This is a genomic window from Streptomyces sp. NPDC086554 (assembly GCF_040686095.1).
In the GTDB taxonomy this organism is placed as follows: domain Bacteria; phylum Actinomycetota; class Actinomycetes; order Streptomycetales; family Streptomycetaceae; genus Streptomyces.
This window is the reverse complement of the sequence record NZ_JBFBJK010000006.1, coordinates 330,374-346,543: the sequence shown is the minus strand read 5'-3', so window position 1 is coordinate 346,543 and position 16,170 is coordinate 330,374. Positions and strand designations below refer to the sequence as shown.

Sequence of the window (16,170 nt, the reverse complement as noted above, 5' to 3'; positions counted from 1 at the left end):
GGTCACGCCGCTGGATCCGCCACAGCCACGTCTCTAGATCCGTCACTCTCCGGAGTGGACGCGCTGTCCACAGTCGATAGCTTGTCCACAGATTTCCGAGATGCTCTGGCTTTTCGTTCCGATGGAAGTCACTCTAGGTAGTGGATAAGGGAGTTCGGGCGACGTGCGGCGAGTGCGCGCGGGATGGATGGGGGTGCGCATGGAGGCGATGCGGCTCATCGAGGCGAGCAGGCACGCTCTGGCGCAGAGCCAGGAACCGCCGGACATCGTGGCGGAGGTGTGGCAGTCCCAGGCCCTGGCACAGGCGATCGGCAGCCGGCTCGCGGTCGCGGGGCCGCCGGAGTTACGGGGGGAGGCGCTCGGCCTGAGTGAGGTCGGCGGCAGGGGCTGCGGGGTCCTGGACGCACCGTCGCTCGGGAGCGAGGGGATACGGGCGGCGCGGCTGACGGGTATCGGCGATGCCCAGCAGGTTCTGCACGGACTCGACGAGCTGCTCGGCGAGGTGGGCATCGCCCTCGTCGGTGTCGCCATGGGCGCGGACGACGAGGGGGTGTACTGGCAGTGCATGGAAGCCATCGACGCCGCCGACGAGTCGAGGGACCGGGTGCTCGAGATGCTGCGCAGGCTCGCGGTGCGCGAACAGAGCCTGCCCGAGCCCGACTCGGCGGCGGGGTCGTCATGACCCGGGGTGCGTCACACGGAGCGGTGGTCTTCGCCGGCCGGTGGGTTGCCGCCAGGGGGCCCAGGGGGCATGGTCCCGGTCGACGTGGACTGCTGGAGGTCGGCGTCGAGCTGGGTCAGATCGGCGTTGAGCGCTGCCATCAGCTCCTCCATCTGCTGCAACAGGCCCTTGGGTGCGCCCTGTTGCTCGGGCACGGACGGTTCGCGCGCGGCCTCCTGCTCGGGTACGGCTTCGTGGGACATGACGGCCTCCTCGGCCCTCGCCCCTCCGGTGCGGAAGGGCAGTTGGTGCGGGCGACGCGCCGGCAGCGACCGCCGGTGCGGGTGCCGGGCGGTCCGGCTCCGCCCGAGCCAACGATCACGTGCGGCGGCGGGTCACTGGGGAGGGCGCCCGGCGGATTCCGGGTTGACGGATTTTCACCCGGCCGGGGCGGGGGAGGACCGGCGGGACCGGTGGAGTTGACGGACGTTCGAGCGGGCCTGGGCCTGTGCGGTCCTGCGGTTCAGGCCCGCCCGGATACGCCGTGAGGTGGCGGCAGGTCGCTCAGGCCAGCTGCGGCATGACCTGCGAGGAGATCAGCTCCAGGTGGTCCAGGTCGTCGAGGTCGAGCATCTGCAGATACATGCGCTGCGAGCCGACGGCGCGGTAGGCGGAGATCTTCTCGACGACCTCCGCGGGCGACCCGGCGAGCCCATTCGCCTTCAGGTCCTCCACCTCGCGGCCGATGGCGGCAGCGCGGCGCTTCACCTCCGCGTCCGTCTTGCCGACGCAGGCCACCAGGGCGTTGGAGTAGGTGAGGTCGTCGGCCTTGCGGCCGTGCTCGTCGGCGGCGGCGCGCACCCGCTTGAACTGCTGCTCGGTATCGGTAAGAGAGGCAAAGGGAATGTTGAACTCAGTCGCGTACTGCGCCGCGAGGGCCGGCGTCCGCTTGGCGCCGTGGCCGCCGATGAGGACGGGCACCTTCGACTGCGCGGGCTTGGGAAGGGCGGGGGAATCGGAGAGTTGGTAGTACGTGCCGTCGAAGGAGAAGCGGTCGCCGACCGGCGTCTCCCACAGGCCCGTCACAATGGCGAGTTGCTCCTCCAGGCGCCCGAACTTCTCCTTCGGGAAGGGGATTCCGTAGGCGGTGTGCTCCGCCTCGTACCACCCCGAGCCGAGGCCCAGTTCGATGCGGCCGCCCGACATCTGGTCGACCTGCGCGACCTGGATCGCGAGGACGCCGGGCAGCCGGAAGGTGCCTGCGGTCATCAGCGTGCCAAGGCGGATCCGCCGGGTCTCACGGGCGAGTCCGGCGAGGGTGATCCAGGCGTCCGTGGGGCCGGGCAGACCGTCGGAGGAGCCCATGACGAGATAGTGGTCGGAGCGGAAGAAGGCGCTGTAGCCGAGGTCTTCGGTGGCCTTGGCGACGCGGAGCAGCGTCTCGTAGGTCGCACCCTGCTGCGGTTCGGTGAAGATTCGAAGGTCCATAAAGCCATCTTGCCCGGATACGGGATCCGGTTTCAGTCTTGGACCATTCGTGTTGCCGCCGCCGGCAGTGGCACGGTAAGTGCCACTGCCGACGGCGCTGTTGGCGGGCGGAGCCTCACAGCCTCGGGTCGACCGGCTCCGACTCCAGGGCCAGGACGGCGAAGACCGCCTCGTGGACGCGCCACAGCGGCTCCCCGTCGGCGAGCCGGTCCAGGGCCTCGAGGCCGAGGGCGTACTCGCGCAGGGCGAGCGAGCGCTTGTGGTTCAGGAAGCGCTGCCGCAGCCGGTCCAGGTTGTCCGGCCGTGTGTACTCGGGACCGTAGATGATCCGCAGGTACTCGCGGCCGCGCACCTTGATGCCGGGCTGGACGAGTCGGCCCTTGCCGTCGCGCACGAGCGCCTGGAGCGGCTTGACGACCATGCCCTCGCCGCCGCGGCTGGTCATCTCGAGCCACCAGTCGATGCCGGACCGGACCGATGCCTCGTCGCCGGTGTCGACGACGAGACGGCGGGTGGTCTGGAGCAGACCGGTCGGGTCGTGCTCGACGAGGCGGTCGAGCCAGGCGAGCTGTTCGTCGTGCGGTACGGCCGCCAGGGAGCGGCCCTGGACAGCGAGCAGCTGAAACGGCGCGATGCGTACGCCGTCCAGGCCGTCCGTCGGCCAGCAGTAGCGGCGGTAGGCCTCGGTGAACGCGGCCGCGTCGGTGGCCCGGTCCCGCTGCTTGGCGAGCAGGTCCCCGACGTCGATGCCGCGGGCGGCGGTCGCCTCCAGGGCGGCGAGGGCACTGGGCAAGACGGCGCGGGACGCGGCGCCCACGGCGGCGTACTGCTTGCGCAGCAGGCCGGACGCCTTGAGGGACCAGGGCATCAGCTCGGCGTCGAGCAGCAGCCAGTCGGTGTCGAGCTCCTCCCAGAGCCCGGCCTCGGCGACGGCGGCGCGCAGTCGGCCGAGGATCTCCTCGGTGACGGACGCATCGTCGAAGAAGGGGCGTCCGGTGCGGGTGTGGAGCGCGCCGGTCGGGCCCTCGGCGCCGAAGCGTTCGCGCGCCACGTCCGCGTCGCGGCAGACCAGGGCGACCGCTCGCGAGCCCATGTGCTTCTCCTCGCACACGACCTTCGCGACGCCGTCCGCCTGGTACTGGGCGAAGGCCTCGGCCGGGTGCTCCAAGTAGCCGTCGACCCGGGACGTAGCGGTCGGGGCCATGGTGGGCGGGAGGTAGGCGAGCAGCCGGGGGTCCACCGCGAAGCGGCTCATGACCTCCAGGGCGGCCGCGGCGTTCTCCTCGCGCACGGCGACGCGGCCGGAGTGCCGGGTCTCCACGGTCCGGCGGCCGCTGACGTCGGCGAGGTCGAGGGGGCGTCCCTCGTGGCCGCCGGGTGCCTCGGTGGCCAGGGGCCGGGTGGGCTCGTACCAGACCTGCTCGGCGGGTACGTCGACGAGTTCACGCTCCGGCCAGCGCAGTGCGGTCATCCTGCCGCCGAAGACGGCGCCGGTGTCCAGGCAGATGGTGTTGTTGATCCAGCTGGTGTTCGGCACGGGCGTGTGGCCGTAGACGACCGTCGCCCGGCCCCGGTACTCCTCGGCCCACGGGTAGCGCACGGGCAGGCCGAACTCGTCGGTCTCGCCGGTGGTGTCCCCGTACAGGGCGTGCGAGCGGACCCGGCCCGAGGTGCGGCCGTGGTACTTCTCGGGCAGGCCGGCGTGGCAGACGACGAGCTTGCCGCCGTCGAGGACGTAGTGGCTGACGAGTCCGTCGATGAACTCTCGCACCCGCTCCCGGAAGTCCGGGTCCTTGGCGTCCTCCTTCTCCAACTGCTCGATGGTCTCGGCGAGGCCGTGGGTGTGCTGGACGCCCCGGCCCTTGAGGTAGCGGCCGAGCTTGTTCTCGTGGTTGCCGGGCACGCACAGGGCGTTGCCTGCGGCGACCATCGACATGACACGGCGCAGGACGCCGGGGCTGTCGGGGCCGCGGTCGACGAGGTCGCCGACGAAGACGGCCGTGCGGCCATCGGGGTGCGCCCCGTCGACGTACCCCAGCTTGGCGAGCAGGGTCTCCAGCTCGGAGCTGCAGCCGTGAATGTCGCCGATGATGTCGAAAGGACCGGTCAGGTGGGTGAGGTCGTTGTACCGCTTCTCCAGGACGACTTCGGCGTTCTCCACCTCATCGACGCTGCGCAGCACATGCACCTTGCGGAAGCCCTCGCGCTCCAGACCGCGCAGCGAACGGCGCAGCTCGCGGCGGTGGCGTGAGATGACATGGCGGGGCATGCCGGCCCGGTCGGGGCGCGCGGCGTTGCGCTCGGCGCAGATGTCCTCGGGCAGGTCGAGGACGATCGCGATCGGCAGCACGTCGTACTGCCGGGCCAGCTGGACGAGCTGCTTGCGGCTCTCGGCCTGCACATTGGTCGCGTCGACCACGGTGAGGCGTCCGGCGGCGAGGCGCTTGCCCGCGATGTAGTGCAGGACGTCGAAGGCGTCCCGGCTCGCGCTCTGGTCGTTCTCGTCGTCGGCGACGAGCCCGCGGCAGAAGTCCGAGGAGATCACCTCGGTCGCCTTGAACTGCCGGTGCGCGAACGTGGACTTGCCGGATCCGGTGGCGCCGACGAGGACCACGAGGGAGAGGTCGGTCACCGGGAGAGTGCGCTTCGTGCTGGCACCCGTGCTGGTTTCGGTACTGGTCATGCGGCCTTCGCCTCCTTCGCGGTCTGCTTGTCGTTGGTGTTGCTTGTGTTGTCGTTGGTGTTGCTTGTGTCGGCGATCATCGTGAACACGGCCATCTGGGTGGGCGGCCCCACCTCGGGGTCGTCGGGCCCGACGGGGGCGAACTCCACCTCGTATCCGTGCCGTTCGGCGACCTCGCCCGCCCAGGTGCGGAATTCCTCGCGCGTCCACTCGAAGCGGTGGTCGCCGTGGCGCACATGCCCGGCGGGGAGCGTCTCCCAGCGGACGTTGTACTCGACGTTGGGCGTCGTCACGAGCACGGTCCGAGGCCTGGCGGATCCGAACACGGCGTACTCCAGGGCGGGGAGACGGGGCAGGTCGAGGTGTTCGATCACCTCGCTCAACACAGCGGCGTCGTACCCCTTGAGCCGCTTGTCGGTGTAGGCGAGCGAGCCCTGCACAAGCCGCACGCGGTCCGCCTGGCGCTCGCCCATCCGCTCGATCCGCAGCCGGCGCGCGGCGATGGTCAGCGCCCGCACGGAGACGTCGACGCCGACGATCTCGGTGAACCGCACGTCCTTCAGGAGCTCGTGCACCAACTGCCCCTGCCCGCAGCCGAGATCGAGCACCCGGCCCGCCCCGGCGGCGCGCAGGGCTTCGACGATCGCCGTGCGCCGCTGGACCGCGAGCGGCACCGGCTTCTCCTCGGTGTCCGTCGTCTCGTCGACCGCGTTGTCGATCTCCTCGACCTCGCTGTCGTCGGCCTCCGCGAGCCGCACCAGCTCCAGGGCCTCCATCGCCTGCCGGGTCAGACCCCAGCGGCGCGACAGATAGCGGCTGGTGATCAGCTTCTGCTCGGGGTGCTCGGCCAGCCATCCCTCGCCCGCCCGCAGCAGCTTGTCGACCTCGTCGGGCGCCACCCAGTAGTGCTTGGCGTCGTCGAGGACCGGCAGCAGCACATACAGCTGCCGCAGCGCGTCGGCGAGCCGCAACTCGCCCTCCAGGACAAGGCGTATGTAACGCGAGTCGCCCCACTCGGGGAACTGCTCGTCGAGGGCGACCGGTTCGGCGCTCACGCTGTCCCAGCCAAGGGGACCGAACAGCTTGTGCACCAGATCGGCGCCGCCGCGCGCGGGCAGCGCGGGCACCTCGATACGCAACGGCATGGGGGCCGCGGCCCGTTCGGGGCGCGCGTTGCACACCCCGCGCAGCGCGCTCTTGAAGACCGTGCTCATCGCGACGGAGAGCAGCGAGGACGCGGCGTACGGCCGGTCGTTGACGTACTGCGCGAGTGCCGCGTCCGCCGCGCCGCCGCGCCCCTTGCCCTTGCCGCGGCGCACGAGCGCCACGGGGTCCACCTCGAGCAGCAGCGCCGCGGTGCAGCGCTCGGCGGTCGCCTCGGGGTAGAGGACGTGCGCCGTGCCGTGCGATGTGGAGAAACGCTGCGCGTTGTCGGGATGCTTGTGCAGCAGGAACCCGAGGTCGGTCGCGGGGCGTTCAGGGGTGCCGGTGGTACTGATGGTCAGGAACACGGTGGGTCCTCGAAACGGGATCTGAGCTGGGGACACGCCGTCCCTCGGGCGCGCCTCTACAACGTACAGCGAACACCGGATGCACAGTCAGGGATTTTTCTCCGCCGGCCTCGCCCACCGTCGGCCGTCCTCGGTGTCGGTGAAGAAGAGGAACTGCTTCGGATCCTCGCGCGTCAGTGCGCCCTTGAGAGCGGCGCGGATGATCCTGCGTACGAGGCGGGGTTCCTTCGCGGCGATGACCTGGGCGTCGAGCCGCCTGACGCACCGACTCCGCGGTTGTCGAAGGCGATCACTCGGCGGCGGGCGGCGAGCCCGTCGACGGCATCGCCCGGCTGTGCACGATGCTCGGCGCACTCGTCCTGGCCCGGGCCACCAAGGACTCCCCGCCCTCCGCCTCTGCACAGGCGTCCGTCAGTACTGCCCCCACTCCAGCTCGAACTGCGCCGGGGGCTCACCCTGTAGTGCCTGGCTCATGTAGTCCGTCCAGATCTGCCCGGCGCGCTTCTCGCCGTCCGCGGCCAGGCGGGCCTGTTTGCCGCTCTTGGGGTCCTCGCCGAACAGGCCGACGGCGGTGAGGAGTTGGGGTGTGTAGCCGATGTGCCAGGCCGCCTTGTCGTCGTCGGATGCGCCCGAGACGCCCGCCACGGGCTGCTGGACGGTGGCCGCTGAGCGGGGGGCGGAGTCGGAGGCGGTGCCCTGGGCGGCCAACAGCCCGTCGAAGTCCGTCTGCAGGTCGGCGGTGACGGTGTCGGCGGTGGTGCGGGAGACCGTCTGCCCGCCCACCGGGCTGCGCAGGTCGGCGTGTTCGTCGTCGCGGTGGGCGGACTTCACGATCGACGGGGTGACCTTCTTGCCGTGGTGGGCGAGGGTGGCGTAGACACCGGCGAGTTCGAGCGGGCTGGTGCCGAGCAGGCCGAGGGACATCGCCTCGGGGTCGTCGAAGTCGCCGGCGTGCGGGTCGATGCCGAGGTCCACAGCGGTCTTCTCGACCCCGGCGAAGGGTTCTCGGGAGGGCGAATCGGGACGGTCCGCGTGATGCTCCATCTTGCCCGCGCTGACGACCGGCAGGAAGGCGGGGCCCGTCTGGTAGTCGGAGCGTGTGGCGTTGTTGAGGTAGTGCTTGGTGTAGTCGCGGCCGCCGTACAGGGCGACGATGCGGCCGTCCCTGGGGTCGACCGACACCGCGCCGGACTGGGTGCCGGGCCCGCGCGGGCCCGCGTCGACGGCTGTTCCCAGGGCCCGTTGCCGCTTCCGGTCGATGTTGAGCGTGATGGTCCAGCCGCCCGCCGCGAGCTGCTGCTCGCTGATGCCGGTGGCGGCCAGTTCGCGGTTGGCGACGTCGACCAGATAGCCCGCCTGTCCGTCGAGGCCGGGGGTGGGCCGGGGCTCCCTGGGTGCGGGGAAGCGCATCCGCTTCCGCTCGGCCTTGTCGAGCCAGCCCTGGCCGACCATGTTGTCCAGTACGTAGTTCCAGCGGGCCTTGACCAGCCGCCGGGCGGTGGGCCCGGCCACCGCCCAGTCGTACTGGCTGGGGGCCTGCAGCAGTGCCGCGAGGTACGCGCCCTGCTCGACGGTCAGGTCCGAGACGTCCGTGTCGTAGTACGCGCGGGCCGCCGCCTGGATGCCGTACGCGACGCGGCCGAAGTAGCTGGTGTTGAGATACCCGGCGAGGATGTCGTCCTTGGACTCGCGCCGGTCGACCTTGAGCGAGATGACCATCTCCTTCACCTTGCGGGTGAGGGTCTGCTCCTGGCTGAGGTAGTAGTTCTTGACGTACTGCTGGGTGATCGTCGAGCCGCCTTGGGTGCCTCCGCCGGACACCGTGCTGAGCAGGCCCCGGGTGAGCCCGGCAGGGTCGATGCCGGAGTCCTCGTAGAACGACTTGTTCTCGGCCGCGACGAAGGCGTGCCGGACAGGCTTCGACACCCGGCTGATGGGGACGGACTCGCGGTTGACGTCGCCGGTGCGGGCCAGCAGGGTGCCGTCGCTGTACAGGTAGACGTTGCTCTCCGCCTTGGCCTGCGCGTTGCCCTGCGGGACGTCGATGGCGAAGTACAGGACGGTGAAGCCGCCCACGACGAGCAGGACGAAGGAGAGCGCCGTTATCAGGATCCTCTTCCAGCTGAAGAGGCGGCGGAGGCGGCTCTTGGGGCGGACGGTCGCGTGCCGGCGCCTACGGCCGGCGGCGGTTTCGCCAGCCGCCACCTCCGCCTCCTCCGCGTCCCGTGGCTCTCGTTTTGCCTGCCTGATACGCATGACGGCATCTTCGGCAGAGAAGATCTTGGGCGGCTCAAAGCGGGGTGTCGGCCGAGGCGCGGGGTTGTATCAGCTGTGTATCGGCCGCGGCTCGGATCCGGCGGGAAGGCGGAGGGTGGCGACGGCTCCGCCGTCCGGCGCGTTGCCGAACTCAAGGGTGGCGCCGATCACTTCGGCCTGGCCACGGGCGATGGTCAGCCCCAGACCGTGGCCCCGGCCGCGCTCGCGGACGCCGGTGCGGAACCGCTGCGGGCCGTCATCGAGGAGTTCATCGGGGTAGCCGCCGCCGTGGTCGCGTACGGTCACGGTCCTGCCGTCCGCGGCCACGGTGACCTCGACCGGGGGGTGGCCGTGGCGGTGCGCGTTGACGAGCAGGTTGGCCACGATGCGCTCGAGCCGCCGCGGGTCGGTCCAGACCGTGGCACGCTCCGGCGCGGCGTCCACCCGCACGCTCGCGGGCAGCTCCGTACGGGCTATCGCCGCCTCGACCAGCGGTGCCACCGGGCACGGCGACGGGTCGGCCTGCTCGGCGCCCGCGTCGAGCCGGGAGATCTCCAACAGGTCCTCGACGAGGGTGCTCAGGACCCGGATCCGGTCCCGTACGTACCCCACGGCCTCGTCGTCGTCGGGCAGCAGTTCCGCCGCGGTGACCAGGCCCATGAGCGGGGTGCGCAGCTCGTGCGCGACGTCGGCGGTGAAGCGCTGCTCGGCGCGGAGCCGCTCCTGCAGCGCGGAAGCCATCGAGTCCACGGCACCGGAGATCTCGGCGATCTCGTCGCGCGGCCGCGGCCGGGAGGCGATCCGGGCGTCCAGGTCGCCCGCGGCGATCCGGCGCGCGGTGCCCGCGGCCATCCGAAGGCGGCGGCTCATCCGCCCCGCGGTGAGCACCCCGAGCGGAAGCACCACGGCGGTGACGACAAGACCGGCGAGCACGATGTTGGTGTCCAGGGCGCTGATGTTGCGCATGCTGGCCGACATGTCGATGTGTACGGAGAGGACCCGGCCGCCCGCGGGCCGGGCGGCCCACATCGCGGGTCCGCCGGGGCCGCCGGTGAACTCGGTACCCTGCCGCCCCTTGTGGACGAGCCGCCGCAATCCCGCGGGCAGGTCGCGGGCGTCGAGCGCGGCGCCGGACCCCTGAACGACTCCGGTGCGGGCGTAGGTGACGGCGGCCCTGTCGAGGGTGGTGCTCGCGGCGTCGCGGGCCTGGGACAGCTCCCGCGCACGGGACGCGTTGTGCACGAGCACGCCGACGGCCGCGGCCACGGTGCAGATGGCAGCGGCCACGAGTGCGACGATCCGCCAGCGCAATGCCATGGTCAGCGCCGCAGCTTGTAGCCGAAGCCGCGGACCGTCTCGATCCGTTCGGCGCCGATCTTGGCGCGCAGCCGCTGCACGTGCAGGTCGACCACGCGGGTGTCGCCGTGCCAGGCGTGGTCCCACACCCGGCTGAGAAGGGTCCGGCGCTCAAGGACGACGCCGGGCGATGCGGCGAACTCCAGGAGCATCCGCAGCTCGGTCGGGGTCAGCGCGAGCGGCTCCCCGGCCCGCCGCACCTCCATGCCCTTCGTGTCGATGGTCAGCTCACCGAAGACCAGGACGACGTCCGGGGTGTCGGCGGCCTCCGGAAGGCCCGCGGTGGCGGGGCAGAAGGAGGAGCGGCGCAGCAGGGAACGTATCCGGGCCACCAGCACGGCGCTCTCGATGGGCTTCACGACGTAGTCGTCGGCGCCCGCCTCAAGTCCCGAGACCACGTCGAGGGAGTCGCCGCGCGCGGACATCATCAGGATGGGCGCGAGGCTGAGTTCGCGGACCCGGCGGCAGAGACCGATGCCGTCGAGCTCGGGGAGCATCACGTCGAGGAGGAGCAGGTCGGGTTGGCTCTCGCGGAAGATCTCAAGCCCGGTCAGGCCATCGGCGGCCGTGGAGACGGTGAAGCCGTAGCGCTCCAGCACCATCCGCACGGTGTTGCGGATGACCTCGTCGTCCTCGACCAGGAGGAGGTGGGCCTCGGCCGCGGGGCGGGGCGCGGGCCGCGTCGGTGAAGCTGAGTGGGGGGTCGTCATGGCGTGGGCCTCGGGTCGGGTCTCGCGGGGCGCTGCGGGTCGGGGCCGGCGCTGGGAGTGGCCGTGGGGCGCTGCGGTTCGGGGGCGATGCTGGGGCTTGCGGCGGGGCGGCCGGGCTCGTCGTCCTGCAGGTACGGCGCCATTCCCTTCCCGTTCCATCGGTAGCGGGTGATGTACTCGCCGGATGCGCCGGCCCAGGTCAGCACGAGGTCCCGGCCGAGCGTCTCGCCGGTGAGCCCCAGCTGGCCGTACGAGACGAGGATGGGCCGGACGGTGTGGCCGGTGGCCCGGTAGACCACGACGACGGTGCTTGCGGTGCCCGGATCGTCGACGGCCACGACGAGTTCGTCGGCGCCGTCCCCGGTGAGGTCACGGTAGGCGGGGGTGCGGATGCCGCACTTCGCTCCCGGACAGGCCTTCGGCATGACGCTCACCACCCCGGGCACGTTGGGGTCGTGCGAAAGCAGCTTCTCCAGGGGCACCTTCCGCAGGCCTCCCGCGGGCACCGACACTCCCTTGACGGGGAGGTAGGGCTTGGTGGGGCCGGGGTCCAGGCCATTGCCCTCGGACGGAGGCGACGTGTAGTCCGGCCACAGCGGCGATGAGCTGACCGGCGCCGAGAGGCTCGGCGCGACGCCCCTGTCCTCGACCCCGCCGTTCTGCGCGGCGCATCCGGTCAGCGCGGCGACTCCGGCCACTCCGGCGACGACGACGGCCACGGCCGCACGGACCGCGGCTCGTTGCGGCGCGGGGAACGGGCGGAAGGAGAGTCGCATGGCCCGGCCAGCCTAACGGGAGCCGGAGCGGGGCTGATCGGGAGCTGCGGATGGCGAACTGGAAGAAATCGTCGGGGAAGTGCTGTGCCGGGAGCGGTATGGCCGGTCCTGGTGTCCCGGCCGCCCCGCCGTGGCAGGCTGAGTTCATGACCTTCCGTGTCGACTCCGAGGCCGGGCGGCTGCGCCGCGTGATACTGCACCGCCCTGATCTGGAGCTGAAGCGGCTCACCCCCACCAACAAGGACGCGTTGCTCTTCGACGACGTCCTGTGGGTCCGCAGAGCCCGCCAGGAGCACGACGGATTCGCGGATGTGCTGCGGGACCGTGATGTGACCGTCCACCTCTTCGGCGACCTGCTCACCGAGGCCCTGGACGTACCGGCGGCCCGCCTTCTCGTCCTGGACCGGGTCTTCGACGAGAAGGAGTACGGGCCGCTCGCCACCGACCATCTGCGGGCCGCGTTCGAGACGATGCCCTCCGCCGATCTTGTCGAGGCGCTGGTCGGCGGGATGACCAAGCGGGAGTTCCTGGAGCGGCATCCGGAGCCGACGTCCGTACGCTTCCACTGCATGGATCTGGACGACTTCCTGCTCGGTCCGCTCCCCAACCACCTCTTCACGCGCGACACTTCGGCCTGGATACACGACGGCGTCTCCATCAACGCGATGCGCCTGCCGGCCAGGCAGCGCGAGACCGTGCACTTCGAGGCGATCTACCAGTACCACCCGCTGTTCCGCGCCGAGGACTTCCACATCTGGTCCCAGGGGCAGTCCGACTACCCCTCCACCATCGAGGGAGGCGACGTCCTGGTGATCGGCCAGGGCGCGGTGCTCATCGGGATGAGCGAGCGCACCACCCCGCAGGCCGTCGAGATGCTCGCCCACAAGCTGTTCGCCGCGGGTTCGGCGCAGACGATCGTGGCGCTCGACATGCCGAAGCGGCGCGCGTTCATGCATCTCGACACGGTGATGACGATGGTCGACGGCGACACCTTCACGCAGTACGCGGGGCTCGGCATGCTCCGCTCGTACACCATCGAGCCGGGTGTCGACGGACGCGAGCTGAAGGTCACCGACCATCCGCCCGAGCACATGCACCGGGCGATCGCGGCGGCCCTGGGGCTGAGCCGCATCCGGGTGCTCACCGCCACCCAGGACGTGCACGCGGCCGAGCGCGAGCAGTGGGACGACGGCTGCAACGTCCTCGCGGTCGAGCCGGGTGTCGTGGTCGCGTACGAGCGGAACTCGACCACGAACACCTATCTGCGCAAGGAGGGCATCGAGGTCATCGAGATCCGGGGGAGCGAGCTCGGCCGGGGCCGGGGCGGGCCCCGGTGCATGAGTTGCCCCGTGGAGCGGGATCCCGTCGACTGAGGAGTGAGCGGGGCGGCGGGCCACAGGGAAATCCAGGCCTGTTCCGCAGGGAAATCCAGCCTGTATAGAAATGTGGAGCGTCGTATAGACTTCCAGTGTCCCCCGTACGCGTACCCCTGGAGCGCCCCCATGGCCATCGACCTCACCGGCCGCCACTTCCTCAAGGAGCTGGACTTCACCGCCGAGGAGTTCCGCGGCCTGATCGATCTGGCCGCCGAGCTGAAGGCGGCCAAGAAGGCGGGGACCGAGACCCAGTGTCTGCGCGGCAAGAACATCGCGCTGATCTTCGAGAAGACCTCGACGCGCACGCGCTGCTCCTTCGAGGTCGCCGCCGCCGACCAGGGCGCCTCCACCACGTACCTCGACCCGTCGGGCTCCCAGATCGGGCACAAGGAGTCGGTCAAGGACACCGCCCGGGTGCTCGGCCGGATGTTCGACGGCATCGAGTACCGCGGGGACAGCCAGGACGCCGTCGAGGAGCTCGCCGCCTACGCGGGCGTGCCCGTCTGGAACGGTCTGACCGACGACTGGCACCCCACGCAGATGCTCGCCGACGTGCTCACGATGACCGAGCACAGCAGCAAGCCCCTCACCGGGATCTCCTTCGCCTACCTCGGTGACGCCCGCTTCAACATGGGCAACTCCTACCTCGTCACCGGCGCGCTCCTCGGCATGGACGTACGCATCGTCGCGCCGAAGGCCTACTGGCCCGCCGACGAGATCGTCGCCCGGGCCCGTGAGCTCGCCGAGGCCAGCGGCGCCAGGATCACGCTCAGCGAGGACGTCGCCGAGGGCGTCGCGGGCGCCGACTTCGTCGTGACCGACGTCTGGGTCTCCATGGGCGAGCCCAAGGAGGTCTGGGACGAGCGCATAACGGCACTGGCTCCGTACGCCGTCACGATGGACGTCCTGCGCGCCACGGGCAACGCCGACGTGAAGTTCCTGCACTGCCTGCCCGCCTACCACGACCTGGGCACGAAGGTCGGCCGCGAGATCCACGAGCGGCACGGTCTAAGCTCTCTCGAGGTCACCGACGAGGTCTTCGAGTCGGCGCACTCCGTCGTCTTCGACGAGGCGGAGAACCGGCTCCACACGATCAAGGCGATCCTCGTCGCCACGCTCGCCTGACCTGCTGCTCGATCCAGCGGGGCCGGGGAACACCTTCCCCCGGTCCCGCTTCTTTTGCGGCATCACCCCCGCCGCTTCCAGCACCACCGAAATGAGAACCACCGCATGCGCTCGACCGGCCCGGCAGGGCTCCGCATCAAGTCCCCCGAACTTCTCGTCGCCGAATCGGGCGCAGACCTGGAGGGGCACGGTCTGAAGCGGACCATGGGCCTCTTCCAGCTGGTCTGCTTCGGCGTCGGCGCCATCGTCGGCACCGGCATCTTCGTCGGCCTCTCCGACAGCGTCGCCGAGGCGGGCCCCGCGGTCGCCGTCTCGTATGTCCTCGCGGCCGTGACCTGCATCTTCACCGCGTTCTCGTTCGCTGAGCTCGGCGGCGCGATACCGGTGTCCGGCAGCTCGTACTCCTTCGCGTACGGCTCGCTAGGCGAGCGCACCGCGTTCCTGGTCGGCTGGTGCCTGCTCCTGGAGTACGGCGTCTCCGTCTCGGCCGTGGCGGTCGGCTGGAGCCAGTACCTGAACGAGCTGCTCGACAGCCTCACCGGCCGGCAGCTGCCCGACGCGCTCTCCGCCGGACCGGGCGAGGGCGGCGTCGTGAACCTGCCCGCCATCGTCGTGATCCTGCTCGCCGCGACCCTGCTCGTGCGCGGCATCCGCGAGAGCGCGGGGGCGACGGCCGCGATGGCCGTGCTCAAGATCGGGATCCTGCTGCTCTTCCTGGCGATCGCGTTCACCGCGTTCAAGGACGGCAACCTCACGCCCTTCGCGGGCGCGGGCGTCGCCGGAATCACCTCGGGCGCGTCGCTCGCCTTCTTCTCCTTCATCGGCTTCGACGCGATCACCACAGCCGGCGAAGAGGTCAAGAACCCGCGGCGGAACATCCCGATCGCGATCATGATCTGCATCGGTGTCGTCACCCTGCTGTACGTGGCCGTGGCGCTCGGGGCGATCGGCGCGCTCGGCGGCGACGCGGTCGCCGACAAGCCCGCCGCGCTCTCGCTGGTCGTCGACCACGTCACCGATTCGGCCGTCGGCGGCGGCATCATCGCCTTTGGCGCGGTCGTGGCGATCGCGTCCGTCGTACTCGCCGTGATGTACGGGCAGACCCGCATCCTCATGTCGATGTCCCGGGACGGGCTCGTCCCGCGCGTCTTCGAGCGCGTCTCGCCGAAGACGTCGACGCCCGTCGCCAACACCTGGATCGTCGCGGCGGTCTTCGCCGTCCCCGCCGCCTTCTCGTCGCTGGACGCGGTGGTGAACCTGACGACGATCGGCACGCTGGCGATCATGATCGTGGTGAATGTCGCGGTGATCGCGCTGCGCCGCTCGGCCCCCGGCCTGAAGCGCACCTTCCGGGTGCCGCTGTACCCCGTGAGCCCGGTGCTCGGCGTGGGTTTCTGCCTCTATCTGATCTGGGGCACGGGCTGGACGACGTGGGTGCAGTTCGCCGTGTTCCTCGTGGTGGGCGCTCTGGTGTACGCGCTGTACGGCCGCGGGCACTCGCGGCTCGGCAGGGCGGCCGCACAGGCAGAGGCCGATGCTGAGACCGAGGCCGAGGTGCCTACGCCGCAGGCAGTGTGAACCAGACCGCCTTGCCGGAGTCGGTGGGGCGGTGTCCGCAGGACGAGCTGAGGGTGCGGATCAGGAGCAGTCCGCGCCCGTGCTCCTGCCAGGGGTCCGGCTCCGAGTTCGGCGCGGGGGCCGTGAGGTCGCCGGGCGGCTGCGGGTTGGAGTCGTGCACCTCGACCTGGCAGCCGTTCGGAAGCAGCTCGATGACGAGCTCTATGGGGGCATCCCCCGCCGTGTGCTCCACCGCGTTGGCCACCAGCTCCGCCGTGAGCAGCTCCGCGGTGTCGGTGTCCGCGGCCGACTCGATCTCCGCGAGGGCCGTACGCACCAGCGCGCGGGCAATCGGCACGGCTGCCGTGGTGTGCGGCAGCGCGATGCGCCACGAGGCGGGAGCGGGAGATTCGTGCAAGGCGGGTGGTCCGTTCAGGCAGCAGGAGGTCCTGCTTTCAACCGTACGAATCTTAAGCATTATGACGACAGGGTCGTCGGTCGGGCATATCCGGGACGTCCGACCCTGGGGTTCTCCAGGCGACTCCGAGTGAAAAGACGTGCATTTCGTGACCTTCGTTCCCAGTGGGACGGGAGAGGCGGCGGTCTTATCGCGCACTCATGACGACAGTCACAGATCGGTGATAACTTCGAAGGGTAGCGAACTCCAGCCC

General features: G+C 70.7%; 13 protein-coding genes. 4 read left to right on the top strand and 9 right to left on the bottom strand.

What is annotated here, in order from left to right:
• Positions 1-199 precede the first annotated feature (199 nt).
• Positions 200-682 carry a DUF6099 family protein gene (locus AB0O76_RS12985; RefSeq protein ID WP_365488964.1) on the top strand — a complete coding sequence of 161 codons (483 nt, stop codon included), beginning with the start codon at positions 200-202 and terminating at the stop codon, positions 680-682.
• Between the two features lie 11 nt (positions 683-693).
• Here AB0O76_RS12985 and AB0O76_RS12980 read toward each other — a convergent pair whose 3' ends face one another.
• The 8 genes from AB0O76_RS12980 to AB0O76_RS12945 form a co-directional block, all read right to left on the bottom strand.
• Positions 694-924 (bottom strand): hypothetical protein, encoded by a 231-nt coding sequence (locus AB0O76_RS12980; RefSeq protein WP_365488883.1) that lies wholly within the window; start codon positions 922-924, stop codon positions 694-696.
• A gap of 301 nt (positions 925-1,225) precedes the next feature.
• Positions 1,226-2,149: an LLM class F420-dependent oxidoreductase gene (locus AB0O76_RS12975; protein WP_365488880.1), complete on the bottom strand. Its 924-nt coding sequence runs from the start codon at positions 2,147-2,149 to the stop codon at positions 1,226-1,228.
• A 115-nt stretch (positions 2,150-2,264) separates the two neighbouring features.
• Positions 2,265-4,832 carry a polynucleotide kinase-phosphatase gene (locus AB0O76_RS12970; protein ID WP_365488877.1) on the bottom strand — a complete coding sequence of 856 codons (2,568 nt, stop codon included), beginning with the start codon at positions 4,830-4,832 and terminating at the stop codon, positions 2,265-2,267.
• The gene (locus AB0O76_RS12965; protein WP_365488874.1) at positions 4,829-6,343 is read right to left on the bottom strand and encodes a 3' terminal RNA ribose 2'-O-methyltransferase Hen1; all 1,515 of its coding nucleotides are present in this window, start codon (positions 6,341-6,343) and stop codon (positions 4,829-4,831) included. The genes AB0O76_RS12970 and AB0O76_RS12965 overlap by 4 nt, the downstream gene beginning before the upstream one ends.
• A gap of 411 nt (positions 6,344-6,754) precedes the next feature.
• Complete coding sequence (locus tag AB0O76_RS12960) at positions 6,755-8,548, bottom strand: transglycosylase domain-containing protein (protein ID WP_365488871.1); 1,794 nt, start codon at positions 8,546-8,548, stop codon at positions 6,755-6,757.
• A 120-nt stretch (positions 8,549-8,668) separates the two neighbouring features.
• Positions 8,669-9,916 carry a HAMP domain-containing sensor histidine kinase gene (locus AB0O76_RS12955; RefSeq protein WP_365488868.1) on the bottom strand — a complete coding sequence of 416 codons (1,248 nt, stop codon included), beginning with the start codon at positions 9,914-9,916 and terminating at the stop codon, positions 8,669-8,671.
• A 2-nt stretch (positions 9,917-9,918) separates the two neighbouring features.
• The gene (gene cseB / locus AB0O76_RS12950) at positions 9,919-10,665 is read right to left on the bottom strand and encodes a two-component system response regulator CseB (protein ID WP_365488865.1); all 747 of its coding nucleotides are present in this window, start codon (positions 10,663-10,665) and stop codon (positions 9,919-9,921) included.
• On the bottom strand, positions 10,662-11,441 hold the full coding sequence (locus AB0O76_RS12945; RefSeq protein WP_365488862.1) for a hypothetical protein: 780 nt from the start codon (positions 11,439-11,441) through the stop codon (positions 10,662-10,664). The genes cseB and AB0O76_RS12945 overlap by 4 nt, the downstream gene beginning before the upstream one ends.
• A gap of 146 nt (positions 11,442-11,587) precedes the next feature.
• Between AB0O76_RS12945 and AB0O76_RS12940 the strand changes: the two genes are divergently transcribed.
• From AB0O76_RS12940 to AB0O76_RS12930, 3 genes are all read left to right on the top strand, one after another.
• Positions 11,588-12,814, top strand: coding sequence for an arginine deiminase (locus AB0O76_RS12940; RefSeq protein ID WP_365488859.1), 1,227 nt, complete (start codon positions 11,588-11,590; stop codon positions 12,812-12,814).
• A 129-nt stretch (positions 12,815-12,943) separates the two neighbouring features.
• Entirely contained in the window at positions 12,944-13,942 is a 999-nt protein-coding gene (argF, locus tag AB0O76_RS12935; RefSeq protein WP_365488855.1) for an ornithine carbamoyltransferase, read from the top strand.
• A 105-nt stretch (positions 13,943-14,047) separates the two neighbouring features.
• The gene (locus tag AB0O76_RS12930; RefSeq protein ID WP_365488852.1) at positions 14,048-15,520 is read left to right on the top strand and encodes an amino acid permease; all 1,473 of its coding nucleotides are present in this window, start codon (positions 14,048-14,050) and stop codon (positions 15,518-15,520) included.
• Here AB0O76_RS12930 and AB0O76_RS12925 read toward each other — a convergent pair.
• Positions 15,501-15,977, bottom strand: a complete 477-nt coding sequence (locus tag AB0O76_RS12925) for an ATP-binding protein (protein WP_365488850.1) — start codon at positions 15,975-15,977, stop codon at positions 15,501-15,503. The genes AB0O76_RS12930 and AB0O76_RS12925 overlap by 20 nt on opposite strands.
• Between the last annotated feature and the right edge of the window lie 193 nt (positions 15,978-16,170).